Source organism: Vibrio sp. RE88, assembly GCF_013113835.1.
Classification (GTDB): domain Bacteria; phylum Pseudomonadota; class Gammaproteobacteria; order Enterobacterales; family Vibrionaceae; genus Vibrio.
Map to the genome: position 1 here is coordinate 243,808 of NZ_VTYQ01000008.1, position 26,037 is coordinate 269,844.

The 26,037-nt window shown below is 46.5% G+C and carries 40 protein-coding genes; 34 read left to right on the forward strand and 6 right to left on the reverse strand.

Annotated elements, in window-relative coordinates; all coding sequences use genetic code 11:
- Positions 1-349 precede the first annotated feature (349 nt).
- The 28 genes from rpsJ to rplQ all read left to right on the forward strand — a co-directional run bounded on the left by rpsJ (position 350) and on the right by rplQ (position 13,999).
- Complete coding sequence (rpsJ, locus tag F0265_RS19325; protein WP_001181007.1) at positions 350-661, forward strand: 30S ribosomal protein S10; 312 nt, start codon at positions 350-352, stop codon at positions 659-661.
- A gap of 14 nt (positions 662-675) precedes the next feature.
- Positions 676-1,305, forward strand: coding sequence for a 50S ribosomal protein L3 (rplC, locus tag F0265_RS19330; RefSeq protein ID WP_006963219.1), 630 nt, complete (start codon positions 676-678; stop codon positions 1,303-1,305).
- A gap of 17 nt (positions 1,306-1,322) precedes the next feature.
- Complete coding sequence (gene rplD / locus F0265_RS19335) at positions 1,323-1,925, forward strand: 50S ribosomal protein L4 (protein WP_006963218.1); 603 nt, start codon at positions 1,323-1,325, stop codon at positions 1,923-1,925.
- Positions 1,922-2,224 (forward strand): 50S ribosomal protein L23, encoded by a 303-nt coding sequence (gene rplW, locus F0265_RS19340; protein ID WP_004398471.1) that lies wholly within the window; start codon positions 1,922-1,924, stop codon positions 2,222-2,224. Before rplD ends, rplW begins: the two co-directional genes overlap by 4 nt.
- A 16-nt stretch (positions 2,225-2,240) precedes the next feature.
- Entirely contained in the window at positions 2,241-3,065 is an 825-nt protein-coding gene (rplB, locus tag F0265_RS19345; RefSeq protein WP_006963217.1) for a 50S ribosomal protein L2, read from the forward strand.
- Between the two features lie 21 nt (positions 3,066-3,086).
- Positions 3,087-3,365, forward strand: coding sequence for a 30S ribosomal protein S19 (gene rpsS, locus F0265_RS19350; RefSeq protein ID WP_004745876.1), 279 nt, complete (start codon positions 3,087-3,089; stop codon positions 3,363-3,365).
- Between the two features lie 10 nt (positions 3,366-3,375).
- The gene (rplV, locus tag F0265_RS19355) at positions 3,376-3,708 is read left to right on the forward strand and encodes a 50S ribosomal protein L22 (RefSeq protein WP_006963216.1); all 333 of its coding nucleotides are present in this window, start codon (positions 3,376-3,378) and stop codon (positions 3,706-3,708) included.
- Positions 3,709-3,727: 19 nt separating this feature from the next.
- Positions 3,728-4,426, forward strand: a complete 699-nt coding sequence (rpsC, locus tag F0265_RS19360; RefSeq protein ID WP_005471060.1) for a 30S ribosomal protein S3 — start codon at positions 3,728-3,730, stop codon at positions 4,424-4,426.
- Positions 4,427-4,437: 11 nt separating this feature from the next.
- On the forward strand, positions 4,438-4,848 hold the full coding sequence (gene rplP, locus F0265_RS19365; RefSeq protein WP_004410459.1) for a 50S ribosomal protein L16: 411 nt from the start codon (positions 4,438-4,440) through the stop codon (positions 4,846-4,848).
- Positions 4,848-5,039 (forward strand): 50S ribosomal protein L29, encoded by a 192-nt coding sequence (gene rpmC, locus F0265_RS19370; RefSeq protein ID WP_004410456.1) that lies wholly within the window; start codon positions 4,848-4,850, stop codon positions 5,037-5,039. The genes rplP and rpmC overlap by 1 nt, the downstream gene beginning before the upstream one ends.
- Complete coding sequence (gene rpsQ / locus F0265_RS19375) at positions 5,039-5,293, forward strand: 30S ribosomal protein S17 (protein WP_006963213.1); 255 nt, start codon at positions 5,039-5,041, stop codon at positions 5,291-5,293. The genes rpmC and rpsQ overlap by 1 nt, the downstream gene beginning before the upstream one ends.
- Before the next feature lie 164 nt (positions 5,294-5,457).
- Entirely contained in the window at positions 5,458-5,829 is a 372-nt protein-coding gene (rplN, locus tag F0265_RS19380; RefSeq protein WP_004745883.1) for a 50S ribosomal protein L14, read from the forward strand.
- 13 nt (positions 5,830-5,842) lie between these two features.
- Positions 5,843-6,160 carry a 50S ribosomal protein L24 gene (gene rplX / locus F0265_RS19385; protein WP_004745885.1) on the forward strand — a complete coding sequence of 106 codons (318 nt, stop codon included), beginning with the start codon at positions 5,843-5,845 and terminating at the stop codon, positions 6,158-6,160.
- Between the two features lie 23 nt (positions 6,161-6,183).
- The gene (gene rplE, locus F0265_RS19390; RefSeq protein WP_004745887.1) at positions 6,184-6,723 is read left to right on the forward strand and encodes a 50S ribosomal protein L5; all 540 of its coding nucleotides are present in this window, start codon (positions 6,184-6,186) and stop codon (positions 6,721-6,723) included.
- A 17-nt stretch (positions 6,724-6,740) separates the two neighbouring features.
- Entirely contained in the window at positions 6,741-7,046 is a 306-nt protein-coding gene (gene rpsN, locus F0265_RS19395; RefSeq protein ID WP_006963211.1) for a 30S ribosomal protein S14, read from the forward strand.
- A 29-nt stretch (positions 7,047-7,075) separates the two neighbouring features.
- Positions 7,076-7,468: a 30S ribosomal protein S8 gene (gene rpsH, locus F0265_RS19400; protein ID WP_004745890.1), complete on the forward strand. Its 393-nt coding sequence runs from the start codon at positions 7,076-7,078 to the stop codon at positions 7,466-7,468.
- A gap of 12 nt (positions 7,469-7,480) precedes the next feature.
- Positions 7,481-8,014, forward strand: coding sequence for a 50S ribosomal protein L6 (gene rplF / locus F0265_RS19405; RefSeq protein ID WP_004745892.1), 534 nt, complete (start codon positions 7,481-7,483; stop codon positions 8,012-8,014).
- A gap of 9 nt (positions 8,015-8,023) precedes the next feature.
- Positions 8,024-8,377: a 50S ribosomal protein L18 gene (gene rplR / locus F0265_RS19410; RefSeq protein WP_006963209.1), complete on the forward strand. Its 354-nt coding sequence runs from the start codon at positions 8,024-8,026 to the stop codon at positions 8,375-8,377.
- Between the two features lie 14 nt (positions 8,378-8,391).
- On the forward strand, positions 8,392-8,895 hold the full coding sequence (gene rpsE, locus F0265_RS19415) for a 30S ribosomal protein S5 (protein WP_006963208.1): 504 nt from the start codon (positions 8,392-8,394) through the stop codon (positions 8,893-8,895).
- Between the two features lie 7 nt (positions 8,896-8,902).
- A complete protein-coding gene (gene rpmD, locus F0265_RS19420) occupies positions 8,903-9,079 on the forward strand; it encodes a 50S ribosomal protein L30 (RefSeq protein ID WP_006963207.1) in 177 nt (58 codons plus the stop codon).
- Positions 9,080-9,084: 5 nt separating this feature from the next.
- The gene (rplO, locus tag F0265_RS19425) at positions 9,085-9,519 is read left to right on the forward strand and encodes a 50S ribosomal protein L15 (RefSeq protein ID WP_006963206.1); all 435 of its coding nucleotides are present in this window, start codon (positions 9,085-9,087) and stop codon (positions 9,517-9,519) included.
- Positions 9,520-9,539: 20 nt separating this feature from the next.
- Positions 9,540-10,874 carry a preprotein translocase subunit SecY gene (secY, locus tag F0265_RS19430; RefSeq protein WP_006963205.1) on the forward strand — a complete coding sequence of 445 codons (1,335 nt, stop codon included), beginning with the start codon at positions 9,540-9,542 and terminating at the stop codon, positions 10,872-10,874.
- A gap of 27 nt (positions 10,875-10,901) precedes the next feature.
- The gene (gene rpmJ / locus F0265_RS19435; protein ID WP_000868186.1) at positions 10,902-11,015 is read left to right on the forward strand and encodes a 50S ribosomal protein L36; all 114 of its coding nucleotides are present in this window, start codon (positions 10,902-10,904) and stop codon (positions 11,013-11,015) included.
- A gap of 147 nt (positions 11,016-11,162) precedes the next feature.
- Positions 11,163-11,519 carry a 30S ribosomal protein S13 gene (gene rpsM / locus F0265_RS19440; protein WP_005450559.1) on the forward strand — a complete coding sequence of 119 codons (357 nt, stop codon included), beginning with the start codon at positions 11,163-11,165 and terminating at the stop codon, positions 11,517-11,519.
- A gap of 18 nt (positions 11,520-11,537) precedes the next feature.
- Positions 11,538-11,927: a 30S ribosomal protein S11 gene (gene rpsK, locus F0265_RS19445; RefSeq protein WP_001118870.1), complete on the forward strand. Its 390-nt coding sequence runs from the start codon at positions 11,538-11,540 to the stop codon at positions 11,925-11,927.
- Positions 11,928-11,954: 27 nt separating this feature from the next.
- Entirely contained in the window at positions 11,955-12,575 is a 621-nt protein-coding gene (gene rpsD / locus F0265_RS19450) for a 30S ribosomal protein S4 (protein WP_006963204.1), read from the forward strand.
- A 24-nt stretch (positions 12,576-12,599) separates the two neighbouring features.
- Positions 12,600-13,592, forward strand: coding sequence for a DNA-directed RNA polymerase subunit alpha (gene rpoA, locus F0265_RS19455; RefSeq protein WP_004410407.1), 993 nt, complete (start codon positions 12,600-12,602; stop codon positions 13,590-13,592).
- Positions 13,593-13,618: 26 nt separating this feature from the next.
- A complete protein-coding gene (gene rplQ / locus F0265_RS19460; RefSeq protein WP_005383141.1) occupies positions 13,619-13,999 on the forward strand; it encodes a 50S ribosomal protein L17 in 381 nt (126 codons plus the stop codon).
- Positions 14,000-14,070: 71 nt separating this feature from the next.
- Here rplQ and F0265_RS19465 read toward each other — a convergent pair whose 3' ends face one another.
- Positions 14,071-14,550: a DUF2780 domain-containing protein gene (locus F0265_RS19465; RefSeq protein ID WP_171750069.1), complete on the reverse strand. Its 480-nt coding sequence runs from the start codon at positions 14,548-14,550 to the stop codon at positions 14,071-14,073.
- A 95-nt stretch (positions 14,551-14,645) separates the two neighbouring features.
- Entirely contained in the window at positions 14,646-15,266 is a 621-nt protein-coding gene (locus F0265_RS19470) for an FKBP-type peptidyl-prolyl cis-trans isomerase (RefSeq protein WP_171750070.1), read from the reverse strand.
- A gap of 234 nt (positions 15,267-15,500) precedes the next feature.
- Between F0265_RS19470 and F0265_RS19475 the strand changes: the two genes are divergently transcribed.
- Positions 15,501-16,070 (forward strand): LysM-like peptidoglycan-binding domain-containing protein, encoded by a 570-nt coding sequence (locus F0265_RS19475; RefSeq protein WP_171750071.1) that lies wholly within the window; start codon positions 15,501-15,503, stop codon positions 16,068-16,070.
- On the opposite strand, the gene F0265_RS19480 is transcribed toward F0265_RS19475, so the two are convergent.
- The 4 genes from F0265_RS19480 to cpdB form a co-directional block, all read right to left on the reverse strand.
- Positions 16,071-16,934, reverse strand: coding sequence for a DMT family transporter (locus F0265_RS19480; protein ID WP_171750072.1), 864 nt, complete (start codon positions 16,932-16,934; stop codon positions 16,071-16,073).
- A gap of 2 nt (positions 16,935-16,936) precedes the next feature.
- Positions 16,937-17,389 carry a GNAT family N-acetyltransferase gene (locus F0265_RS19485; RefSeq protein WP_171750073.1) on the reverse strand — a complete coding sequence of 151 codons (453 nt, stop codon included), beginning with the start codon at positions 17,387-17,389 and terminating at the stop codon, positions 16,937-16,939.
- Between the two features lie 70 nt (positions 17,390-17,459).
- Entirely contained in the window at positions 17,460-18,008 is a 549-nt protein-coding gene (locus F0265_RS19490) for a Crp/Fnr family transcriptional regulator (RefSeq protein WP_086026975.1), read from the reverse strand.
- Positions 18,009-18,148: 140 nt separating this feature from the next.
- Positions 18,149-20,110 (reverse strand): 2',3'-cyclic-nucleotide 2'-phosphodiesterase, encoded by a 1,962-nt coding sequence (gene cpdB / locus F0265_RS19495; protein WP_171750074.1) that lies wholly within the window; start codon positions 20,108-20,110, stop codon positions 18,149-18,151.
- Positions 20,111-20,372: 262 nt separating this feature from the next.
- On the opposite strand from cpdB, the gene cobA reads away from it, so the two are divergent.
- The 5 genes from cobA to cysC are packed head-to-tail and all read left to right on the forward strand — an operon-like array spanning position 20,373 to position 26,013.
- On the forward strand, positions 20,373-21,239 hold the full coding sequence (gene cobA, locus F0265_RS19500; protein ID WP_019276769.1) for a uroporphyrinogen-III C-methyltransferase: 867 nt from the start codon (positions 20,373-20,375) through the stop codon (positions 21,237-21,239).
- Between the two features lie 34 nt (positions 21,240-21,273).
- Positions 21,274-22,206, forward strand: a complete 933-nt coding sequence (gene cysD / locus F0265_RS19505) for a sulfate adenylyltransferase subunit CysD (protein WP_227495665.1) — start codon at positions 21,274-21,276, stop codon at positions 22,204-22,206.
- Between the two features lie 18 nt (positions 22,207-22,224).
- Positions 22,225-23,637 (forward strand): sulfate adenylyltransferase subunit CysN, encoded by a 1,413-nt coding sequence (gene cysN / locus F0265_RS19510; protein ID WP_006963193.1) that lies wholly within the window; start codon positions 22,225-22,227, stop codon positions 23,635-23,637.
- A gap of 23 nt (positions 23,638-23,660) precedes the next feature.
- Positions 23,661-25,385 carry an SLC13 family permease gene (locus F0265_RS19515; RefSeq protein WP_171750084.1) on the forward strand — a complete coding sequence of 575 codons (1,725 nt, stop codon included), beginning with the start codon at positions 23,661-23,663 and terminating at the stop codon, positions 25,383-25,385.
- A gap of 10 nt (positions 25,386-25,395) precedes the next feature.
- Positions 25,396-26,013: an adenylyl-sulfate kinase gene (gene cysC / locus F0265_RS19520; RefSeq protein ID WP_006963191.1), complete on the forward strand. Its 618-nt coding sequence runs from the start codon at positions 25,396-25,398 to the stop codon at positions 26,011-26,013.
- The last annotated feature ends 24 nt before the right edge of the window (positions 26,014-26,037 follow it).

The window sequence follows — 26,037 nt, forward strand, 5'->3', positions numbered from 1 at the left end:
TTATTTTTCACACAGCCCTTGCATGTCAAACTGTGATCTGTATAATGCAGCGCACTGGTTAAGCCAGTTGTGAACCAATGAGCGAAGAGGAGCTGATTTATCTCTTTGATATTTCAGGTAATGTAGACTCAGCTTATGTTCGCGGTTAATACAATTAGCTACTTATTCTTCGGAATAACTATCCCCAGACGTGATTCTGGTATGTAGGGGTAGTTAATCGAAAATTAACTGACAATACTTCCTAATCTTGGAAGTTACGGTTTCACATAAATCAATCGGCATTCTCTCGCTTTTGCGAGTGTGAGTGGCGATATTGTTTGTGTAATTTTTAATATTGGAGCTCTGTCTCATGCAGAACCAACGTATCCGTATCCGCCTAAAAGCTTTCGATTACAAACTAATCGATGCTTCTACAGCGGAAATCGTTGAAACAGCTAAGCGCACTGGCGCACAGGTTCGTGGTCCAATCCCACTACCTACTCGTAAAGAGCGTTTCACAGTTCTTATCTCTCCACACGTTAACAAAGATGCTCGTGATCAGTACGAAATCCGTACTCACAAACGTCTAATCGACATCGTTGAGCCAACAGACAAAACTGTTGATGCTCTGATGCGTCTAGACCTTGCTGCGGGCGTTGACGTACAAATTAGCCTAGGTTAAGGGAGATTAGAATAATGATTGGTCTAATCGGTCGTAAAGTGGGTATGACCCGCGTATTTACTGAAGAAGGCGTTTCTATCCCAGTAACTGTTGTTGAGGTTGAAGCTAACCGTGTTTCTCAAGTTCGTACACTTGAAACTGACGGCTACGCAGCAATCCAGGTAACTACTGGTGCTAAGAAAGCTAACCGTGTTTCTAAGCCAGAAGCTGGCCACTTTGCTAAAGCAGGTGTTGAAGCTGGTCGCGGTCTTTGGGAATTCCGTTTGGAAAACGGTGAAGAGTTTGAAGTTGGTGCTGAACTAACTGTTGAACTGTTCAACGAAACTAAGAAAGTAGACGTTACTGGTACATCTAAAGGTAAAGGCTTCCAAGGCGCTGTTAAGCGTTGGAACTTCTCTACTCAAGATATGACTCACGGTAACTCATTGTCTCACCGTGCTCCTGGTTCTATCGGTCAATGTCAGACTCCAGGTCGCGTATTTAAAGGCAAGAAAATGGCAGGTCACATGGGTGCTGAGCGTGTAACGACTCAAAACCTAGAGATCGTACGTGTTGACGCTGAGCGCAACCTGCTTCTTATTAAAGGTGCAGTCCCTGGCGCAACTGGCGGTAACGTGATCGTTAAACCAGCTGTTAAAGCATAACGTCTCAGGAGTAAGTAATGGAACTAATGGTTAAAGGTGCTGATGCACTAACTGTTTCCGAAACTACTTTCGGACGTGAGTTTAACGAAGCTCTTGTACACCAAGTAGTTGTTGCGTATGCAGCAGGTGCTCGTCAAGGTACTCGTGCTCAAAAAACACGTTCAGAAGTTGCTGGCGGTGGCGCTAAGCCATGGCGTCAAAAAGGTACTGGCCGTGCACGTGCTGGTACAATCCGTAGCCCAATCTGGCGTACAGGTGGTGTTACTTTTGCTGCGAAACCACAAGATCACAGCCAAAAAGTAAACAAAAAAATGTACCGTGGTGCTATGAAGAGCATTCTTTCTGAGCTTGTTCGTCAAGAGCGTCTAATCGTTGTTGATAACTTCTCAGTAGAAGCACCAAAGACTAAAGAGCTTGTAGCTAAGCTTAAAGAGCTTGAGCTAACTGACGCGCTTATCGTGACTAGCGAAGTAGATGAGAATCTATTCCTAGCTGCTCGTAACCTATACAAAGTTGACGCACGTGACGTTGCTGGTATCGACCCGGTATCGCTAATCGCGTTCGACAAGGTTGTAATTACTGCTGAAGCAGTTAAGCAAGTTGAGGAGATGCTAGCATGATCACTGAAGAGCGTATCCTAAAAGTTCTACGTGCTCCGCACATCTCTGAAAAAGCAACTATGGCAGCTGAGAAAGCGAACACTATCGTTTTCAAAGTAGCTAAAGATGCTACTAAAAAAGAGATCAAAGCAGCTGTAGAAAAGCTATTTGAAGTTGAAGTTAAGTCTGTAAATACTCTTATCACTAAGGGTAAGACCAAACGTCAAGGTCTACGCCAAGGTCGCCGCAGCGACGTTAAGAAAGCGTACGTTACTTTGAAAGAAGGTCAAGATCTTGACTTCGTTGGCGGCGCGGAATAACAGGAGTAGTTGAGAAATGGCTATTGTTAAATGTAAGCCGACTTCCCCTGGTCGTCGTCACGTTGTTAAAGTTGTTAACGCTGACCTACACAAGGGCAAGCCATACGCACCTCTTCTAGAGAAAAACTCTAAGAACGGTGGTCGTAACAACAACGGTCGTATTACAGTACGTCACATCGGCGGTGGTCACAAGCACCACTACCGTGTAATTGACTTTAAACGTACTAAAGACGGTATCCCAGCGAAAGTTGAGCGTCTAGAATACGATCCAAACCGTAGCGCTAACATCGCTCTAGTTCTGTACGCAGACGGTGAGCGTCGTTACATCCTAGCACCTAAAGGTGTTCAAGCTGGTGATGCTATCCAGTCTGGTGCGGACGCACCAATCAAAGCTGGTAACGCACTTCCAATGCGTAACATCCCAGTAGGTTCAACTGTACACAACGTTGAACTTAAACCTGGTAAAGGTGGTCAGCTAGCTCGTTCGGCTGGTGCATATGCTCAAATCGTTGCTCGCGACGGTGCATACGTAACTATCCGTCTACGTTCTGGCGAAATGCGCAAAGTACTTTCTGAAGGCCGTGCAACAATCGGTGAAGTTGGTAACTCTGAGCACATGCTACGTGAACTTGGTAAAGCTGGTGCTAGCCGCTGGCGTGGTGTTCGTCCAACCGTTCGTGGTGTTGTGATGAACCCAGTAGACCACCCACACGGTGGTGGTGAAGGCCGTACTTCTGGTGGTCGTCACCCAGTTTCACCATGGGGTCAGCCAACTAAAGGCTTCAAGACTCGTAAGAACAAACGCACCGACAAGTACATCGTACGTCGTCGTAACAAGTAATCTATATAAAGAGGAATCGCCATGCCACGTTCTCTCAAGAAAGGTCCATTTATTGACCTACACTTGCTGAAGAAGGTAGAGAAAGCGGTGGAAAGCGGAGACAAAAAGCCTATTAAGACTTGGTCCCGTCGTTCAATGATCATCCCTACGATGATCGGTTTGACCATCGCTGTCCATAATGGTCGTCAGCACGTACCAGTTTTCGTTACCGAAGAAATGATCGGTCACAAACTGGGTGAATTTGCACCAACTCGTACTTACCGCGGCCACGTCGTGGATAAGAAAGCTAAGAAGCGTTAAGGAGTAGATGATGGAAGCACTAGCTAAACATAACTTTGCTCGCATTTCGCCTCAGAAAGCTCGCTTAGTTGCGGATCAAATCCGTGGTAAATCAGTTGACCAAGCTCTAGAAATCCTAACTTTCAGCAACAAAAAAGCTGCTGACCTAGTTAAGAAAGTTCTTGAGTCAGCTATCGCGAACGCGGAGCACAACGAAGGTGCAGATATTGACGATCTAAGTGTCGCAAAGATCTTCGTAGATGAAGGCCCTATCATGAAGCGTATTATGCCTCGTGCTAAAGGTCGTGCGGATCGTATCTTGAAGCGTTCAAGCCACATCACTGTTGTTGTAGCAGATCGCTAAGAGACTAGGAGAGTAAGCAATGGGTCAGAAAGTACATCCAAATGGTATTCGTCTTGGCATCGTTAAGCCTTGGAATGCTACATGGTTTGCTAACACCAAAGATTTCGCTGACAACCTAGACGGCGACTTCAAGGTACGTCAGTTCCTTACAAGTGAACTGAAAAAAGCGTCTCTATCACGCATCGTTATCGAGCGTCCTGCTAAGAGCATCCGTGTGACTATTCACACTGCTCGTCCAGGCGTTGTTATCGGTAAGAAAGGTGAAGACGTTGAGAAGCTACGCGCAGCAGTAGCTAAAATTGCAGGTGTACCAGCGCAAATTAACATCGCTGAAGTACGTAAGCCTGAACTAGATGCGCAACTTGTTGGTGACAGCATCGCGTCTCAGCTAGAGCGTCGTGTGATGTTCCGTCGTGCTATGAAGCGCGCGGTACAAAACGCTATGCGTCTAGGTGCTAAAGGTATCAAAGTAGAAGTAAGTGGTCGTCTAGGCGGCGCTGAAATCGCACGTTCAGAGTGGTACCGTGAAGGTCGTGTACCTCTACACACTCTACGTGCTGACATTGATTACGCAACTTCTTCGGCTCACACTCAATACGGTGTAATCGGCATTAAAGTTTGGATCTTCAAAGGTGAGATCCTAGGCGGCATGCCAGCAGCTAACGCTGTAGAGCCTAAAGGCGACAAGCCTAAGAAGCAGCGCAAAGGCCGTAAGTAAGGAGTCGACAGATGCTACAACCTAAACGTACTAAGTTCCGTAAGGTTCAGACTGGTCGTAACCGTGGTCTAGCTAAAGGTACTGATGTAAGCTTCGGCGAATTCGGTCTTAAAGCAACTGGCCGTGGCCGTCTAACTGCTCGTCAAATCGAAGCGGCACGTCGTGCAATGACACGTCACGTTAAGCGTCAAGGTAAAATCTGGATCCGTGTGTTCCCAGACAAACCTATCACAGAAAAACCACTTGAAGTTCGTCAAGGTAAGGGTAAAGGTAACGTTGAGTACTGGGTAGCCCAAATCCAACCTGGTAAGGTTATGTACGAAATGGGTGGTGTACCTGAAGAATTGGCTCGTGAAGCGTTCCGTCTAGCGGCGCGTAAACTGCCATTCAAAACTACGTTTGTAACTAAGCAGGTGATGTGATGAAAGCACAAGATCTACGCGAAAAAAGCGTTGAAGAGCTTAACGCTGAGCTATTGAATTTGCTACGCGAACAGTTCAACTTGCGCATGCAAGCTGCAACTGGTCAGCTACAGCAAACTCATACTCTGAAAGCTGTACGTCGTGATATCGCACGTGTGAAAACCGTATTGACTGAGAAGGCAGGCGCATAATGAGCGACAAAATTCGTACTTCATTTGGTCGTGTAGTTAGCAACAAGGCTGACAAGTCTATCACTGTTGCTATCGAGCGCATGGTTAAACACCCAATTTACGGCAAGTTCGTAAAGCGCACGACTAAAGTTCACGCACATGACGAGAACAACGAGTGTGGCCTAGGCGATACTGTTGAGATTCGTGAATGTCGTCCACTGTCTAAGACTAAGTCTTGGACACTGGTAAAAGTTGTAGAAAAAGCGAAAGGCTAATCCTTAGCTAATTCTATGATGTTAAACGGCTCCAAAATTATTTTGGGGCCGTTTATTTTTTGACTACCCAATCACAAAAAAGGGTGGTACAATTCGCGTCCCTTTTAAAGAGGCAGCCCGACCCGTGATGGGTCTAGTTATTAATATTTAGCGGAGCACTAACAATGATCCAAATGCAAAGTACACTTGACGCAGCTGATAACTCTGGCGCGCGCAAGGTAATGTGTATTAAGGTCCTGGGTGGCTCACACCGCCGTTATGCACATATCGGTGACGTCATCAAAGTTACTGTTAAGGAAGCAATTCCTCGCGGTAAAGTTAAGAAAGGTGATGTTCTGAAGGCGGTTGTCGTGCGCACTCGCAAAGGCGTTCGTCGTCCAGACGGTTCTGTCATTCGCTTCGACCGTAATGCTTGCGTATTGTTGAACGACAACACTGAGCAACCAATCGGTACACGTATCTTTGGCCCTGTGACACGTGAACTTCGTGGCGATAAGTTCATGAAGATCGTTTCACTGGCTCCAGAAGTTCTGTAAGGAGCACGTAGAAATGGCAGCTAAAATCCGTCGTAACGACGAAGTAATCGTTCTTGCTGGTAAAGATAAAGGCAAGAAAGGTAAAGTAACTAAGGTTCTAGCAACTGGTAAAGTTATCGTTGAAGGTATCAACCTTGTTAAGAAGCACCAAAAGCCGGTTCCGGCTCTAGGTCAACAAGGTGGCATCGTTGAGCAAGAAGCAGCTATTGATGCTTCTAACGTTGCAATCTTTAACGCAGCTACTGGTAAAGCTGACCGTATCGGTTTCCGTTTTGAAGATGGTAAGAAAGTTCGTTTCTTTAAATCTAACAACGAAATCGTTTCTAACTAATAGAAGTAATTTGGAGTTCTACTATGGCGAAACTGCATGATTACTACAAGTCGTCTGTAGTCGCTGAACTGACCAAACAGTTTAGCTACACAAGCGTCATGCAAGTCCCTAGAATCGAGAAAATCACCCTAAACATGGGTGTTGGTGAAGCAATCAACGATAAGAAACTGCTAGAAAACGCAGCTGCTGATATGGCAACGATCTCTGGTCAAAAGCCACTTATCACTAAAGCGCGTAAATCTGTTGCAGGTTTCAAAATCCGCGAAGGCTACCCTATCGGTTGTAAAGTAACCTTGCGTGGCGAACGTATGTGGGATTTTCTTGAGCGTTTAATTAACATCGCTCTTCCACGTGTACGTGACTTCCGTGGCGTTAGCGCTAAGTCTTTTGACGGACGCGGTAACTACAGCATGGGCGTTCGCGAGCAAATCATCTTCCCGGAAATCGACTTTGATAAAGTTGATCGAGTACGCGGTCTAGACATCACTATTACGACGTCTGCTGGTACTGATGAGGAAGGCCGTGCTCTGCTGGCTGCCTTTAACTTCCCATTCCGTAAGTAAGGTGAAGGGTTACTGTTATGGCTAAAAATTCAATGAAAGCACGTGAAGCAAAACGTGCGAAGCTAGTAGCTAAGTTCGCTGAAAAGCGTGCTGCGCTTAAAGCTATCATCAGCGATGTAAACGCATCTGAAGAAGATCGTTGGAACGCAGTTCTTAAATTGCAATCTCTTCCACGTGATTCAAGTGCATCACGTCAGCGCAACCGTTGTAACCAAACTGGTCGTCCACACGGTTACCTACGTAAGTTCGGTCTAAGCCGTATCAAAGTTCGTGAAGCTTGCATGAAAGGCGAGATTCCAGGACTTCGTAAGGCTAGCTGGTAATTGCCACTTAATCATTTGGAGTAAATCATATGAGCATGCAAGATCCGATTTCGGATATGCTGACCCGCGTTCGTAACGGTCAGGCAGCAAACAAAGTTGCTGTTAAAATGCCTTCTTCAAAGCTTAAAGTTGCAATTGCTGCACTACTAAAAGCTGAAGGTTACATCACTGACTTCGCTGTTGAAGGCGAAGCAAAACCTGAGCTAGAAGTTACTCTTAAGTACTTCCAAGCTAAACCAGTAATCGAGCAACTTAAACGTGTTTCTCGTCCAGGTCTACGTGTTTACAAGAAGAAAGATCAACTTCCTTCTGTAATGGGTGGTCTTGGTGTTGCAATCGTTTCAACTTCCAAGGGTCTTATGTCAGACCGCGCTGCACGTAAAGCAGGTCTTGGTGGTGAAATCATCTGTTACGTAGCTTAATAGGAGTAGACTATGTCTCGTGTTGCTAAAGCACCTGTCGCTATTCCAGCTGGCGTAGAGGTGAAACTAAACGGCCAAGAAATCACTGTAAAAGGTGCTAAAGGCGAACTATCTCGCGTTCTTAACGCTGCGGTAGTTGTTGCTCAGGAAGAAAACAATCTTACTTTCGGTCCTCGCGAAGGTGTTGCTAACGCATGGGCACAAGCAGGTACTGCTCGCGCTCTAGTTAACAACATGGTTGTTGGCGTTACTGAAGGCTTTACTAAGAAGCTAACTCTTAAGGGTGTTGGTTACCGTGCTGCTATCAAAGGCAACGCTGTAGGCCTAACTCTTGGCTTCTCTCACCCAGTTGAGCATGAATTGCCAGCGGGTATTAAAGCTGAGTGTCCAAGCCAAACTGAAATCGTGATCACTGGTTGTGACAAGCAATTAGTTGGTCAGGTTGCGGCTGACATTCGTTCTTACCGTGAGCCTGAGCCTTATAAAGGTAAAGGTGTTCGTTACGCAGATGAAAATGTGCGTACTAAAGAAGCTAAGAAGAAGTAAGGTAACACTATGGATAAGAAAGCATCTCGCATCCGTCGTGCTACACGCGCACGTCGTAAGATTGCAGAACTGGGTGCAACTCGCCTAGTAGTACACCGTACTCCTCGTCACGTGTACGCTCAGGTTATCGCATCAAACGGCTCTGAGGTTATCGCAGCAGCTTCTACTGTAGAAAAAGCGATCCGTGAGCAAGTTAAGAACACTGGTAACATCGATGCAGCTAAAGCAGTAGGTAAAGCTGTTGCAGAACGCGCTATTGAAAAAGGCGTAGATTCAGTTGCATTTGATCGTTCTGGTTTCCAATACCACGGTCGAGTGGCGGCGCTAGCAGAATCTGCTCGCGAAGCTGGTCTGAAATTCTAAGGTAGGGTTGGAAGATGGCTAAAGAACAACAAGTTCAAGCGAATGATTTGCAAGAAAAGCTAATCGCAGTTAACCGTGTTTCTAAAACGGTTAAAGGTGGTCGAATCATGAGCTTTACTGCACTAACAGTAGTTGGTGACGGTAACGGTCGCGTAGGTTTCGGTTACGGCAAAGCTCGTGAAGTACCTGCAGCGATTCAAAAAGCAATGGAAAAAGCGCGTCGTAACATGACTACTATCGCGCTTAACGAAGGCACTCTTTTCCACCCGGTTAAAGGTCGCCACTCGGGCTCTAAAGTTTACATGCAGCCAGCTGCAGAAGGTACGGGTGTTATCGCAGGTGGTGCGATGCGTGCAGTACTAGAAGTAGCAGGTGTACACAACGTACTATCTAAAGCATACGGTTCTACGAACCCTATCAACATCGTTCGTGCTACGATCGATGCACTAGGTAGCATGAAGTCGCCAGAAATGGTTGCTGCTAAACGTGGTCTAACTGTTGAATCTATTTCGGAGTAAGAACACCATGGCAACTATTAAAGTTACTCAAACTAAAAGCTCAATCGGTCGCCTACCTAAGCACAAAGCGTGTCTAAAGGGTTTGGGCCTTCGTAAAATCAACCATACTGTAGAACTTGAAGATACTCCGTGTGTACGCGGCATGATCAACAAGGTTTTCTACATGGTTAAAGTTGAGGAGTAATCAGAATGCGTTTGAATACTCTATCACCGGCTGCGGGTTCTAAGCCTTCTGCGAAGCGCGTAGGTCGTGGTATCGGTTCTGGCCTTGGTAAAACCGGTGGCCGTGGCCACAAAGGTCAAAAGTCACGTTCTGGCGGTTCAGTTCGTCCAGGTTTTGAAGGCGGTCAAATGCCTCTGAAACAACGTCTACCAAAATTCGGTTTCACTTCTCGTAAGAGCCTAGTGTCTGCTGAAGTTCGTCTAGCTGAGCTAGCGAAAGTTACTGGTGACGTGGTTGATCTAAACAGCCTTAAAGCTGCTAACGTTATCACTAAGAACATCGAATTTGTTAAAGTTGTTCTATCTGGTGAAATTAACAAAGCAGTGACTGTTAAAGGTCTACGTGTGACTAAAGGCGCTAAAGCTGCAATCGAAGCTGCAGGCGGTAAAATCGAGGAATAATCTCGAGGAACGAGGTACAGATGGCTAAGAAACCAGGACAAGATTTTCGTAGTGCTCAGAGCGGCTTAAGTGAACTAAAGTCGCGCTTGTTATTCGTAATTGGTGCACTTTTAGTATTCCGAGCAGGCTCTTTTGTGCCGATTCCTGGTATTGACGCTGCTGTACTTGCCGATTTGTTCGAACAGCAAAAAGGTACCATCGTAGAAATGTTTAACATGTTCTCCGGTGGTGCTCTTGAGCGTGCATCTATATTAGCGTTGGGCATCATGCCGTATATTTCGGCATCTATTGTTGTCCAACTGCTAACTGTAGTTCATCCAGCGTTAGCTGAACTCAAAAAAGAGGGTGAAGCAGGCCGTCGTAAGATCAGCCAATATACACGCTACGGCACGCTTGTACTTGCAACATTCCAAGCTATTGGTATTGCAACGGGCTTACCAAACATGGTCGACAATCTGGTTGTTATCAACCAAACCATGTTTACGCTTATTGCTACCGTAAGTTTAGTAACCGGCACCATGTTCCTGATGTGGTTAGGTGAACAAATTACAGAGCGTGGAATTGGTAACGGTATTTCGTTACTAATCTTTGCAGGTATTGTTGCTGGATTGCCTTCTGCAATCGGTCAAACAATCGAGCAAGCGCGTCAAGGTGAATTGCATGTACTTCTTCTGCTGTTGATTGTTGTACTTGCTTTTGCAGTTATCTACTTCGTTGTTTTCATGGAGCGTGGTCAGCGTCGAATCGTTGTCAACTACGCGAAGCGTCAACAAGGTCGTAAGGTATTTGCTGCACAAAGTACTCACTTGCCACTTAAAATTAATATGGCAGGTGTTATTCCAGCAATCTTTGCATCAAGCATTATTCTGTTCCCAGGAACACTGGCGCAATGGTTTGGTCAGAATGGTGAGAGCAGCACGTTCGGTTGGTTAACTGACGTGTCATTGGCTCTTAGCCCAGGTCAACCTTTGTATGTAATGCTTTATGCTGCAGCGATTATTTTCTTCTGTTTCTTTTACACGGCGTTGGTTTTCAACCCGCGTGAAACAGCAGATAACCTGAAGAAGTCTGGTGCATTCGTACCCGGCATCCGCCCAGGTGAGCAGACAGCGAAATATATTGATAAAGTAATGACGCGTTTAACCCTAGCCGGTGCGCTTTACATTACCTTTATCTGTCTGATTCCGGAGTTCATGATGGTCGCGTGGAACGTACGTTTCTACTTCGGCGGTACATCACTACTTATCGTAGTTGTTGTAATTATGGACTTTATGGCACAGGTACAGACTCATCTGATGTCTCAACAGTATGATTCTGTGTTGAAAAAGGCAAACCTGAAAGGCTACGGCCGTTAATTCAGGTTTCATTTACGGAGTTTAGCAATGAAAGTTCGTGCTTCCGTTAAAAAAATCTGCCGTAACTGTAAAGTTATCAAGCGTAACGGTGTTGTTCGCGTGATTTGCAGTGAGCCAAAGCACAAGCAGCGCCAAGGCTAATTAGCAGAAATTTTTACTTGAAATATAAGGTAGCGTCGAGTATATTCCTCGGCCTACCTTTTGCGTGCAAAAGAAGTAGTATTCCGCAGCGTATCCATAACGGGCTTTGCTGCGGCTAATTCTTTTATGAAACACTAGGAGTGAATAATGGCCCGTATTGCAGGCATTAACATTCCTGATCAAAAACATGCTGTAATCGCACTAACTGCGATCTACGGTATCGGTAAAACTCGCTCTCAAGCTATCCTAGCTGAAGTGGGTATTGCTGAAGATGTTAAGATCAGTGAACTAACTGAAGAGCAGATCGATCAACTGCGTGATGGTGTAGCTAAGTACACTGTAGAAGGTGATCTACGTCGTGAAGTATCTATGAACATCAAGCGTCTTATGGACCTTGGCTGTTACCGTGGTCTTCGTCATCGTCGCAGTCTACCACTACGTGGACAGCGTACTAAAACCAATGCTCGCACCCGTAAGGGTCCGCGTAAGCCGATCAAGAAATAATCGGGAAGGTAGAGTACAATGGCTAAACAACCAACTCGCGCTCGTAAGCGCGTACGCAAGCAAGTTGCAGATGGCGTTGCGCACATCCATGCATCTTTCAATAACACAATCGTAACCATCACTGACCGTCAAGGTAACGCTCTTGCATGGGCTACTGCCGGTGGTTCAGGTTTCCGTGGTTCTCGTAAGTCTACTCCGTTCGCTGCACAGGTTGCTGCTGAGCGTTGTGCTGAAATGGCTAAAGAGTACGGTCTAAAGAACTTGGAAGTTATGGTTAAGGGTCCAGGTCCAGGTCGTGAATCTACTGTTCGCGCACTGAACGCTGCTGGTTTCCGCATCACAAACATTGTTGATGCTACACCAATCCCTCATAACGGTTGTCGTCCACCTAAGAAACGTCGCGTATAACGTTTTTTAGATTACTGGAGAAAGATCATGGCAAGATATTTGGGTCCTAAGCTGAAGCTTAGCCGTCGCGAAGGTACTGACTTATTCCTTAAGTCTGGTGTACGCGCGATCGATACCAAGTGTAAAATTGATAACGCACCAGGTGTACACGGCGCTCGTCGCGGTCGTCTATCTGAGTATGGCGTTCAGCTTCGTGAGAAGCAAAAAGTTCGTCGTATGTACGGCGTTCTAGAAAAACAATTCCGTAACTACTACAAAGAAGCTGCTCGCCTAAAAGGCAACACTGGTGAAAACCTACTTCAGCTTCTTGAAGGTCGTCTTGATAACGTAGTTTACCGCATGGGCTTTGGCGCAACTCGCGCAGAAGCACGTCAGCTAGTTAGCCACAAAGCTATCCTAGTTAACGGTAAAGTTGTAAACGTTCCTTCTTTCAAAGTTGCGGCTAACGACGTTGTTTCTATCCGTGAGAAAGCTAAACAGCAATCTCGCATTAAAGCGGCTCTAGAAGTTGCTGAACAACGCGAAAAACCAACTTGGATTGAAGTAGATGGTGGTAAGATGGAAGGTACGTTCAAGCGTTTGCCTGAGCGTTCAGATCTATCTGCTGACATCAACGAACAACTGATCGTCGAGCTTTACTCTAAGTAAGGTTTAAACTAAAGAGAGGACACAATGCAGGGTTCTGTAACAGAATTTCTTAAGCCACGTCTTGTTGACATCGAACAAGTTAGCACGACACACGCAAAAGTAACTCTTGAGCCATTAGAGCGTGGCTTTGGTCACACTCTAGGTAATGCACTTCGCCGTATTCTTCTATCTTCTATGCCAGGTTGCGCAGTTACAGAAGTGGAAATTGAAGGCGTTCTACACGAATACAGCACTAAAGAAGGTGTTCAAGAAGATATTCTTGAAATTCTTCTAAACCTTAAAGGTTTGGCTGTGCGCGTTGCCGAAGGCAAAGATGAAGTGTTTATTACGCTTAACAAATCAGGCTCGGGCCCTGTGGTTGCAGGTGACATCACCCATGATGGTGATGTAGAGATCGCTAACCCAGAACACGTTATTTGTCATCTAACAGATGACAACGCTGAGATCGCAATGCGTATCAAAGTTGAACGTGGTCGTGGTTACGTTCCAGCTTCAGCTCGTATCCATACTGAAGAAGATGAGCGCCCTATTGGTCGCCTACTGGTTGACGCTACGTACAGCCCAGTAGACAAGATTGCTTATTCTGTTGAAGCAGCTCGTGTAGAGCAGCGTACAGACTTAGACAAGCTTGTTATCGACATGGAAACGAACGGTACTCTAGACCCTGAGGAAGCAATCCGTCGCGCAGCTACTATTCTAGCTGAGCAATTGGATGCGTTCGTAGATCTTCGTGATGTACGTGTACCTGAGGAGAAGGAAGAGAAGCCAGAATTCGATCCGATCCTACTGCGTCCTGTAGACGATCTTGAACTAACAGTTCGCTCTGCTAACTGTCTGAAAGCAGAAGCGATTCACTACATCGGTGATCTTGTACAGCGTACTGAGGTTGAGCTACTTAAAACGCCTAACCTTGGTAAAAAATCTCTTACTGAGATTAAAGACGTACTTGCATCACGTGGTCTGTCTCTGGGCATGCGCCTAGAAAACTGGCCACCAGCGTCTATCGCTGAAGATTAATCGATACTAGTTAGAAGGATTAGGTCATGCGCCATCGTAAGAGTGGTCGTCAACTCAACCGCAATAGCTCACATCGCAAAGCGATGTTCAGCAACATGGCTAGCTCTCTAGTACGTCATGAAGTTATCAAGACTACTTTGCCAAAAGCTAAAGAGCTACGTCGCGTAGTTGAGCCTTTGATTACACTAGCTAAGACTGACAGCGTTGCTAACCGTCGTCTAGCATTTGCACGTACTCGTGACAACGAAGTAGTTGCAAAACTATTTAACGAACTAGGTCCACGTTTTGCTGCTCGTCAGGGCGGTTACACTCGTATCCTAAAAGCTGGTTTCCGTGCTGGCGATAAAGCTCCAATGGCTTACATTGAGCTTGTAGATCGCCCAGCGGCTGAAGAAGCTGCTGAGTAATCAGGTTCGTACGAACGAAAAAGCCGAGCATTAGCTCGGCTTTTTTGTATCTGCTGTTTATTCAATTCTTATTATTCTTTCCACAGCTCTTCAAGAGATGTCGTTAGTCCCGAGCTGGCGCCTTGTCCCGATAAGTACTCTAGTATGATTGGAGTAAACTGGCTGATCATTGATGGATCTAGCCCTATCTTCGTGAAAATATCACTCACTGCACCCATTGAATCTACTTGACCCGCTACCCCACCCAGTGAGGATAAACTCGATAAACCTGGTATAGCACCTGTTAATTCTTCGCTTTGATTTGTAGGTAGTTGATTTTGAGCCAAAGATAGCAGCGCTGCCGATCCCGTTGCGGCTTGTTCTCCGCTGATCGATAGGTTGCTGGTTAGTGCATCAGTCAGCGGTGATTGGCTTTGTGTGTTCGATAACTTTTCGCTGATGACGCTAGTTAACGCGCTCGAATCGGGGCTCTCTTTTCCTAGATTGAGAAACGCGTAACTTGAGAAACTTGTTGAGAGGAGAAGGGGGAGTAGTGTCAGGGCTTTAGTCATAGTGATTCCTTAAGGGCAAAGCGAAACACTACCAGTGTAGACAAAAAAAGCGACGCAATGCGTCGCTTTATTAAGAATTGTGGGTTCGTTTCGAATTACAGAATGTCTAGTAGTTCTACTTCGAATACAAGTGCTGCGAACGGAGGAATCGCTGCACCTGCGCCGCGCTCGCCGTATGCTAGGTCTTGAGGGATGTATAGTTTCCATTTAGAACCAACAGGCATTAGTTGAAGTGCTTCAACCCAGCCTTTGATTACGCCAGTTACAGGGAACTCTGCTGGTTGACCGCGAGATACTGAGCTGTCGAATACAGTGCCGTCAGTCAGTTCACCGTGGTAGTGAACACGTACTTGCTTGTCTGACGTAGGGATTTCACCAGTACCTTCTGTGATAACTTCGTACTGTAGACCTGACTCAAGAACCGTTACTTCTGGGCGAAGAGCGTTGTCTTTTAGGAACTCTTCACCGTCAGCAGCAGCTGCTTTAGCTGACTCTTGACGAGCAGATTCTGCACGTTGGTGTAGGTCTTGAAGTGCAGAGTTGATTTCGTCGATTTCAATAGCTGGCATGTCGCCTACTAGAGCAGTCGCGATGCCCGCTGCAATTGCGTCAACGCTCAGGCCTTCTAGACCAGAACCAGCCAGTTGCTGACCCATCTGTAGACCAATGCCGTAGCTTGCTTTTTGTTCTACAGTTTCAAATTTAACTTCAGACATGATGTCTCTCTATTTTTGATGTATTCAGGTGGCACAGGATACCAGTATTAGTGCTGGGATGAAATGGTCCCGCTTTGAAGCAACAACAAGTGTTGCAATGTGAGATTTACGTCTTACTTTTAAGCGGAGATTGACAAATTTGACCTGCACATCACTTAACACATTGAAAACTCCTATACTACAGTGCGCTTCGTTTTTATACTTGTAGTCGTGGACCCTGGGAGACCTCGCGTAATGAATCGCAGAAAGAAAAAAGTAAAACAGGTAGATTATGCAGAACTGGTACAGCAGAAGTTTTCGCAGGTAGATTGGAAGGGCATCGCCGATCAAGCAAAGCAGGCTTGGGCTCATCTGCCTAAGTTGCATCAGCGTGCATTGATGGTACTCGTGCCAGTCGTTTTGCTTTTATTGGTTATCCCAACACCAGAGCCGGCAGTCGAACAGCCTTCGTCCCCTCAAACAGCAAAACAGCGCGTTCAAGTTAATATCAATACTACTGGATTGAGTGAGCAGCCTTCTCAGCAACAGGAAAGTTTAAAGTCGGAGGTCTGGCAGGAATATACAGTGAAGAGAGGTGACACCTTGGCGCAAGTCTTCCGCAACAATAACCTGGCAATGGCTGATTTGAATGCGTTAGTGCGCGTTGAAGGTAGTGACAAGCCGCTTAGCTATATTAAGGCTGGCCAGTTGGTTCGTTTCAAACTCGCGGATGACGGCAGCTTAGATATCCTCCAGCTCGAGAAAAGCGCCAAATCCGTTATGTTCTTCCGTCTATCGGATGGTGGATTTGGACGCAGTAAGTAGTTAACTGTTTACAATACGCTGTTGAAATCGCCTTCTGATTGGTAATAAAGGGGCGATGATCAGCATGATACCCATGGCAGTAATCCAATCCGGAATTTCGTTAAACCACCAGATTCCAAACAGAGTGACAAACACTAATCCAGAATACTCTGCTAAGCCTATCTCCCAAGCTGGCGCCTTTCGGTAAGCCAGAACTGCCAGACCATTATAAACAAGAATCAAAAGTGCTCCGGCAGCGATTAGTCCTAATTGGGAGGCGTTGATTGGTTGCCATGACCAAACAGCCAGAATGCCCGCAACGGGAAGTGATAGCAGTGAAGTCCAAAACAAGGTACTGATCATGGATTGTTGCTCGGGCAGTTTACGTGCTGAAACATTAAACAACGCCAGCGTGGTTGCCGTACCGAGTGCAAAAAAAGCAGCCCAATGAAATTGTGAAGGTCTGAGAACAATCAGCACACCAACAAAGCCTAATAGTGTGCCGAGCACCTTGGAACGAGAAGGTTTTTCTCCCATCATCAACACTGAAATGGGCAGCATTAACAAAGGTGCGGCATAGAACACGGCATTCGCACTGGCCAATGTCATATGAGTAATGGCAACCACCATGCAACCACTGCCGATCAAAACCAGATGAGCGCGAAAGACATTGAGGCCGGGTGAGCGCAGTTGGCGTGTGACCTGTGTTTCTTTTCTCCATAGCGGGTAGATCACCGCAACTGAGATTAACTGGCGAATAAAAATGTACTGAAACGGGCTCACGCTGCCATCTAGCAATTTGACCATCACATCCGACAGTGATGCCGTGAGATTACCTGCAATGAGCAACCACAGAGCAATGGCTTGAGGAGAGAGCCCGGTCATAACTAACGACTAAACTTCATGTCGATGTGTGGAATATCGTCCTCTAGGTACATCTCTGAGGTGCGCTGAAAACCATGGCGACTGTAATACGTTTCTAGATGCTCCTGAGCACCAATCTCAATATCTTGTCCCGGCCACAGCTTGTCGCACTCTAATAGCGCTTGTTCGAGCAACTGATGGCCTAACCCGTCACCGCGATGAGCTTGTGCGGTAGCCACTCGACCAATACTGACTGAAGGGTAGCTGACGTTTTGCGGCAGAAGTCGCGCGCAAGCAACCAGTTCGTCGTCTTTGTAGCCCATTAAATGATGCACGTTCTCTAAGCTATCTTTGCCATCCAGTTCAGGGTAGGGGCAGGTTTGTTCGACGACAAACACATCAACACGCAGCTTGAGGAGTTGGTATAGGTGATGGGTAGACAATTGGTCAAAAGGAAGAAGTTGCCAGGTGATCATAGCGTTGCTCGGTTTCGTTCTTATGAAGACCTAAGTTAACAGTGATGAACCCTGACAGCATTAACAAATGTTAACTTTGCATTCGCTTTTTAATTCGGCTCAGGCTAATCGGTGTAATTCCTAGATAGGCGGCTATCTGATAGTCGGTTAGCCTTTCAGGTAAGTGTGGGTAATGCTGGCAGAACAGCTCATAACGTTCTTCTGGTGTGTACAACAACATAAAGCGTTCTTTGTTCTCTTTGTACATCAGCTGAGTTTCGAGCAGCTTGAGATACACGCTATGTTTTTGGCTGCGCCACTGACGAAGTGTTTCTACTGGAAGTGAGAAGAGCACACAAGAGGTCAGAGATTCGAGTAGGTAGGGTGACGGTTGCTGCTTGATTAAACTTTCAAAGCCGATGATCCAGTCGTGTTCCCAGTAAAATTCCTTGCTGAATTCTTTACCCTTATCAGTGAGGTAGGCGGAGTGGCAAATCCCTTCGATGAGGAAAAATATCTCGTCGGCGAGCTGACCTTGATGAAGCAATATATGTCGGGTCGGGAGCTCAATAAGCTGAGCAGAGTCAAGCAATTGGGCTATTTCATCGTGATTGAAGCCTGTGGCTTGGAGCTGTTCCATAAAGCGTTCGGTGGGCTGCATGAACTTTTTATCATCAACTAAAACATGCTTAGAATTCTAAACCGATCAAGTGTGATTCGCTAACTTGTGATGAAAAAAAGCCGCGATAAACATCGCGGCTTGAAAGCTATATCACATGCTTACTTTTGTAGGTCGATCTGATAAACCGCGAAGCCTACATCGTCTGTTGCGACTTGTTTCATCGGGTACTGGCCTTTCTTCTCAATGAAGTCCGCTGCTTTGTCACTTGGTGAGGTTTCAAAGCGGATGTCCAGTTTGTTGTCAGACTTAATTGGAGCGAATGTCCAGTTGTTGTCTGCGCTTGGTGTTACTTCGCCTTTCTCTTTACTTACTCGGCTGATGTAAGACGCAATAACAGAGCGGTTTTCATCTGGAGAATCAAACGCCACAAACTCACTACCAGTGCCTGGGAATTTGTTGCTGTATGCACGGTAGTTGTTGGTCGCGATCAGGAAGTCTTGTTCCATATCGATTGGCTTGCCTTGGTAAGTCAAACCAACAATACGTTCAGCACCTTCATTGACCAGCTTACAGTCACCATCGTATTTCGCTGGCTGAGTCACATCAATCTGGTATTCAACACCGTCAATGACGTCGAAGTTATAAGTACGGAAGCCATCCCAGTCGATCAGCTGCTGTGGTGCCGTGCTGTTAACATCAATCTGCTGGAATTGGCCGGCAGTACACTCTAGCCACTCTTTCACTTCCTTACCCTTGACCTTCATTGCGACAAGCGTGTTCGGGTAAAGGTAAAGGTCTGCTGCATTACGGAACGTCAGCTGACCGGATTCGACTTCAGTAAAGTTTGCTGGATCGTTCTTACGACCACCAGCTTTGAAAGGAGCGGCTGCAGAAAGGACTGGAATATCTGACAGATCAGGGTCGCCTTGAATAAAGCGTTCCACGTAATCTTTCTGTGCAAGGTTAACGATTTGTACGGTTGGATCATCCTGTACTAGAGCAAGGAAGCTGTACATCACGTCGTTTGCTTTACCGATTGGCTGGTTAACGAAATCGCGCGTACCTTTATGGTCTGCTTCTAGCGCTTTCACCATGTCAGGATCGGCTTTAGCAAGAGATTTCTTAGCCACTTTGTCGTAGATAGGACGGGCTTCTGCCTGACCTTTCACAACTGACCACTTGCCATCTTGTTCTTTCAATTCTAGGTCGATAACACCAACGTGGCTGCCCCAACGTCCAGGCATAACCGAAGCGACACCGTTAATGGTACCTTTTTGGTTATCGACACCTTGGATGTTGTCAAAGCCTTTACCCGGGAAGACCGCGTGTGAGTGACCAAAGGCGATTGCATCAATGCCTTCGACTTCTGATAAGTAGTAAGTTGAGTTTTCTGCACCTGCTTTGTACGGGTCAGATGCTACACCAGAGTGTGGAATGGCAACGATGACATCAGCGCCTTCCTTTTTCATTTGCGGGACAAGCTCTTCTGCTGTCTCTTTGATGTCCTTGGCAAATACCTTACCTTCTAGGTTTTTCTTATCCCATACCATGATTTGTGGTGGAACGAAGCCGATGTAACCCACTTTAATTTCATGCTCTACACCTTCAACATCTTTGAAAGTGTGAGTTTTGATGATGTATGGCTTGAAGTAGTGCTTGCCTGTTTTCTTATCAAACACGTTGGCGCTGATGTATGGGAAGTCAGCGTCATTGATAGTTTCTGCAAGGAACTCCAGACCGTAGTTAAACTCGTGGTTACCAATGTTACCGACATCGTAGTTTAGCTGGTTCATTGCTTTGTAAACGGGGTGTACTTCACCTGGTTTGATGCCTTTGTCGGCCATGTAGTCACCCATAGGGCTACCTTGGATAAGGTCACCATTGTCAACCAGTACGCTGTTCTCTACTTCGGCCTGAGCTTGCTTAACCAGCGTAGCTGTGCGTGTCAGGCCGGTTTTTTGAGTCGGTTTATCTTTGTAGTAGTCGTAGTCCATGACGTTAGTGTGAATATCCGTGGTTTCTACGATACGTAATTTGATCGTTTCAGCCATTGCTGGGCCAGCCATAGTTAGCATGCCACCCAGTACAGCAAGCGAAAGGGGTTTCACTGCGACTTTCATTTTGTAAGCTCCGATAGCGTTATTTTGAGACGTTGCATAATGTAGCAAAACGCCGTGCAACAGATATTTCGCTCAGTAACAAACTGTGACCTAGAACAATTACTTTATGCCGTTCTGCTCAGTAGATCTCATCTGTGTTCAACCACTAACCACATTGCATTCTACTCTTATCAGAAAAAGGTATAAAAAATGAAATTTTAGAATTTCAGGTAATATATATAGAGCGCCATAATGCTTTCAACGACAGGAAAGGAACAACATGATGGCGAGCAAGGATACAATTTCTCAATTTCCACTTCACAACCCGCGAGCGGCACAAGCGCAGTCTTCTACCGCCGTGAGTATTGGTAAGAGTGTATTGAACTCAGGTGAAGTAGCTCTTATTGGTGCTGGTCCGGGTGACCTTGAATTGCTGACCATTAAAGCATTGCGCTTTTTACAGCAGGCGGATGTTGTTCTCTACGACTATTTAGTCTCCGATGAAATCATGGCACTGGTACCGAGCGATACGATTTTAGTCTGTGTTGGCAAGCGTGCTGGTCATCATAGTGTTCCTCAAGAAAAAACCAATCAGCTACTGGTGGACTTTGCTCAACAAGGACATCGTGTTGTGCGTATTAAAGGTGGCGATCCATTTATCTTTGGCCGTGGTGGTGAAGAACTGGAAGTCTTGGCTGATGCGGGCGTTTCGTTCCACGTTGTGCCTGGAATTACCGCTGCTGCTGGTGCTACCGCCTATGCAGGCATCCCATTGACGCACCGCGATTATGCGCAAACAGCGATGTTTATCACTGGTCATCTTAAAGCTGAAAGTGATCAAATGGACTGGTCAACACTGGCTCGCGGTAATCAGACTTTGGTGATTTATATGGGGCTAATGAAGTCTGAGTACATTCAAGGTCAGTTGATTGAACATGGCCGCTCACCAGACACTCCGATTGCGATCATCGAGCGCGGAACACAATCCTGTCAGAAAGTTTTTAAAGGTCAGCTGTCACAGCTGGCAACCCTTGCTCAAGATGCCGAGTCACCGTCACTGATCGTGATTGGGGAAGTGGTGTCTTTGTCAGAAAAATTAACGTGGTTTGGAACACAGCAAGAACCATTACAACAGCGCCAATTCGCGTAATGCCCATTTATTTAGAATTTGTCAGACGCTCCCAGTGAGCCGCAAAGGAAGCACTAACATGGACCAAGAACGTTTAACCCATCTAAAGCAGCTTGAAGCGGAAAGTATTCATATTATCCGCGAAGTTGCCGCAGAGTTTGATAATCCGGTGATGATGTACTCCATCGGTAAAGACTCCTCAGTCATGCTGCATCTTGCTCGTAAGGCTTTTTACCCGGGTAAGATCCCGTTTCCTCTACTTCACGTCGATACCGATTGGAAGTTTAAGGAGATGATCAAATTCCGCGACAAAACTGCAGAAAAATACGGCTTTGAGCTTTTGGTTCATAAGAACCCAGAAGGCCTAGCGATGGGATGCAGCCCATTCGAACATGGCTCGTCTAAGCATACTGACATCATGAAAACTCAAGGTCTTAAACAAGCGTTGAATAAGTATGGTTTTGATGCGGCTTTTGGTGGTGCACGCCGCGATGAAGAGAAATCTCGTGCGAAAGAGCGTGTCTATTCTTTCCGTGACAAGAATCATACATGGGACCCGAAGAATCAGCGCCCTGAGTTATGGCGCACCTACAACGGCCAGATCAACAAAGGTGAAAGCATTCGAGTGTTCCCACTATCCAACTGGACTGAGCTGGATATCTGGCAATACATCTATCTAGAAAACATCGAAATTGTTCCGCTTTACCTAGCTGATAAGCGCCCAGTCGTTGAGCGTGATGGCATGCTGATCATGGTGGACGATGAGCGAATGAAGCTACAACCAGGTGAAGTGATTGAAGAGAAAAATGTCCGTTTCCGTACTTTAGGATGCTACCCGCTGACCGGTGCGATTGAATCAGACGCCAATACACTGACGGGCATTATTGAAGAAATGCTGGTTGCGACATCGAGTGAACGACAAGGCCGTGCGATCGACCACGATCAGTCAGGATCGATGGAATTGAAGAAACGACAAGGTTATTTCTAAAGGATCTAAGGAAAGATTATGAACAGTGCAGTTGAAGCTCAATTAGCTGAACTTGGTATCGAAGGTTACCTGACTCAGCATCAACACAAATCGCTACTTAGATTCCTCACATGTGGTTCAGTAGATGATGGTAAAAGTACATTGATTGGTCGTCTACTCCACGACTCAAAGCAAATTTATGAAGATCAGTTGGCCGCCGTTCACTCGGATAGTCAGCGTGTCGGCACCACCGGTGAACGTCCAGACCTAGCGTTGTTGGTTGATGGTTTGCAGGCTGAACGTGAGCAGGGGATTACGATTGATGTTGCGTACCGCTATTTCTCTACCCAGAAGCGTAAGTTCATCATTGCCGATACGCCGGGGCATGAGCAGTACACGCGCAACATGGCGACAGGCGCTTCGACCTGTGATCTTGCGGTCATTTTGATTGATGCGCGTAAAGGGGTATTGGATCAAACTCGTCGTCACTCTTTCATCTCAAACTTGCTTGGCCTTAAGCACTTTGTAGTAGCAGTGAACAAGATGGATCTGGTTGAGTATTCGCAACAACGCTTTGAGGAGATCCGTGACGAGTACCTGTCGTTTTCAGAAAACCTCCAAGGTGAAACCGATATTCAGATCATTCCACTGTCTGCGCTAGAGGGCGACAATGTGGTGGAAGCGAGTGATAACCTGAGCTGGTTTGAAGGGCCGTCTCTACTCGATCTTCTGGAAAACGTCGATGTTGATCAGGTTAAAGAAGAGGGGGATTTCCGTTTCCCTGTTCAATATGTCAATCGTCCAAACCTCGACTTCCGTGGCTTTGCGGGCACGATTGCTTCAGGCAATGTCAAAGTGGGTGACCGCATTAAAGCTCTGCCTTCGGGTAAGAGTTCGAAAGTGGCGCGTATTGTGACTTTTGATGGCGACCTAGAGCAAGCTCAAGCAGGCCTAGCGGTGACGCTGACATTGGAAGATGAGATCGATATCAGCCGTGGTGATCTGATCGTGCTTGAACATGCTCAAGTTGAGTCAAGTAACCGATTGCTTGCTGATGTGGTGTGGATGACAGAACAGCCATTGCAGGCTGGCCGTGATTACGATGTGAAGATTGCGGGCAAGAAGACTGTAGGTCGCGTTGAAGCCATTCGTCACCAGTACGATATCAACAACCTGTCTATGCACAAGGCAGAAGAGCTACCACTGAATGGTATTGGTTTGTGTGAGTGGACATTGAATGAGTCGGTAGCCATCGACAACTACGATGCCGTGCAGGATACCGGTGGTTTCATCATCATCGATCGCCTGACTAACGTGACCGTAGGTGCAGGTTTGGTGCGTGATGCTCTGGCTGAGCGTCAGCGTTCTCCTCAGGAGCGCATGGGTGCTTTTGAAACTGAGCTAAAAGCTCTGATTCTTAAACACTTCCCTGAGTGGGATGCGAAAATCTAACCGAGCGGAGCAGGTAGAGTATGATGTGGCAGCAAGGATTCGTGTTGGCAGTGTTGTTGGGTATCGTTACGTGCCTGATCACAACACGAATTAAGCCAAGTTTTATATTTGCAGGCGCGGCGTTCATAGCGTTTCTCGCTGGCATGATTGAACTTGGCGATGTTGCCACTAACTTTACTAATTCCTCTCTGTTAACGCTGGTGTTGCTGATTCTTGCCTCCAGCGCGTTGGAAAAAACCAGACTGATCAGCTGGGTCAGTCGTTCTTTATCGACGGGCAAGCTTGGTACAGTTGTTGCGAAGCTTGGTTTGTCGACAGCATTCCTATCGTCGTTCACTAACAATACCGCTGTGGTTGTCTCTTTGATCGGCGCTATCAAGCGTAACCAGTCCCATGCTCCTTCTAAGCTGCTTATCCCACTCTCTTATGCGGCAATTCTTGGCGGCACATTGACCTTGATCGGTACGTCAACCAACTTGATCATTAACAGCTTTGTAGAAGATGCAGGACTCCCAAGTCTTGGCTTTTTTACTCCAACTATGATCGGATTGGCTGTGCTGGTAGCAGGTCTGGTGATCTTGATCCCTCTGAGCTATTTACTTCCGAACTATGAAGATCAAAATCAGGAAGAGTTGCCTTATTTTCTTGAAGCGATTGTGGAGCCGGGCTCACCTTTGGTGGGGCGAAGTATCAGTGAAAACAACCTGCGTGCGTTGAGAAAACTGTTCCTAGCAGAAGTGATACGTGGTGGCAAAACCATGGCATCGGTGGAACCGGATTTTGTTTTGCAGGCCAAAGACCGCTTATTGTTCTGTGGTGATATCGAAAGTGTTGCCACACTGCAGGAAATTCAAGGGCTGACGCTGTTTGGACAGCACCACCTTAACGGCCAGAGCTTTGTTGAGGTGGTGGTGAGCTCTTCAGCTAGCTTCTGTAACAAGACCCTAAAATCCAGTCATTTTCGTGATCGCTTTGATGCGGTTGTGGTCGCGATTCGTCGTGGCCATGAAAGGTTGCAGGGTGGGTTGGGTAACATAGAACTCAATGCCGGTGATACCTTAGTCTTGGTACCAGGCAAACGTTTTGAGCAGGAACGCAAGGCACACCGCAAAGAGTTTGTTTTGGTGAATGACTTGGATTCGAGCGCTCGCCTTGATGCGAATAAATCTAGTCTAGTGCTGCTCGGGTTTGCAGGCGTAATTGCTGCTGCATTGCTGAACGTCTTCCCACTGATTAAAGGCTTGTCGGTTTTCCTTCTTGCGGCGCTGTTTTTTGGTGTCATTCAGATGGGAGAGCTTAGACGTCGTTTTCCTGTCGATATTGTTGTGATTGTCGGCTCTGCCTTATCCATCGCCCAGCTGATGATGTCCTCTGGCTTGTCCGCCACATTGGGCGCGATGTTTATGGAAACATTCAATGGTTGGGGGGCATTTGGAGCTTTGGTCGCGACTTACCTTTTTACCCTAATACTGACCGAGCTGGTGACCAATAATGCTGCTGCAGCACTAGCCTTTCCGCTTGGCTACAGTATGGCAATGGGGTATGGCGTCGACCCAATGCCATTCATTATGGCGGTGCTGTTTGGTGCCAGTGCCAGCTTTATTTCACCTTATGGTTATCAGACCAACTTGCTCGTTTACAGCGTAGGTAACTATAAGCTTGCAGATTACATCAGAGTTGGTATTCCAGTCTCCATCGTTTACTCGGTGCTGGTATTGGCTTTGATTCCTCAATTTTTCCCGTTTTAAGGACAGAATTATGACCACGGAAACGCCGGCCAAAGATGAAAACATTGTTTGGCATCAGCATAATATTGATAAGGCTTTCAGAGCCGAACTAAAGCAACAAAAACCGGTTGTGCTTTGGTTTACAGGTTTATCTGGCGCAGGGAAATCAACGGTTGCAGGAGCGTTGGAAAACAAACTGGCAGAGCAGGGTTATCACACTTATCTACTCGATGGTGACAATGTGCGTCATGGTTTGTGTAGTGATCTAGGCTTCTCCGAGCAAGATCGCCGTGAGAACATCCGACGTATTGGTGAGCTAGCCAAACTGATGGCTGATGCGGGCTTAATTGTTTTGTCGGCTTTTATCTCACCGCATCGTGCAGAGCGTCAACTGGTAAGAGATTTACTGCCAGACGGAGAGTTCCTCGAAGTCTTCGTCAATACTTCATTGGAAGTGTGTGAACAGCGTGATCCTAAAGGGCTATACAAAAAAGCTCGTGCGGGAGAGATCGCTAATTTCACTGGGATTGATTCTGAGTATGAAGCGCCACTAGCCCCTGAAATTGACTTACTTGCGGGTGAGAAATCTATCGATGCGTTGGTGGAGGATTGCTTAACCGCGCTCAAGCAAAGAAACATCATTGCATAAAGCAAAAAAGCTTCCCAAGGGAAG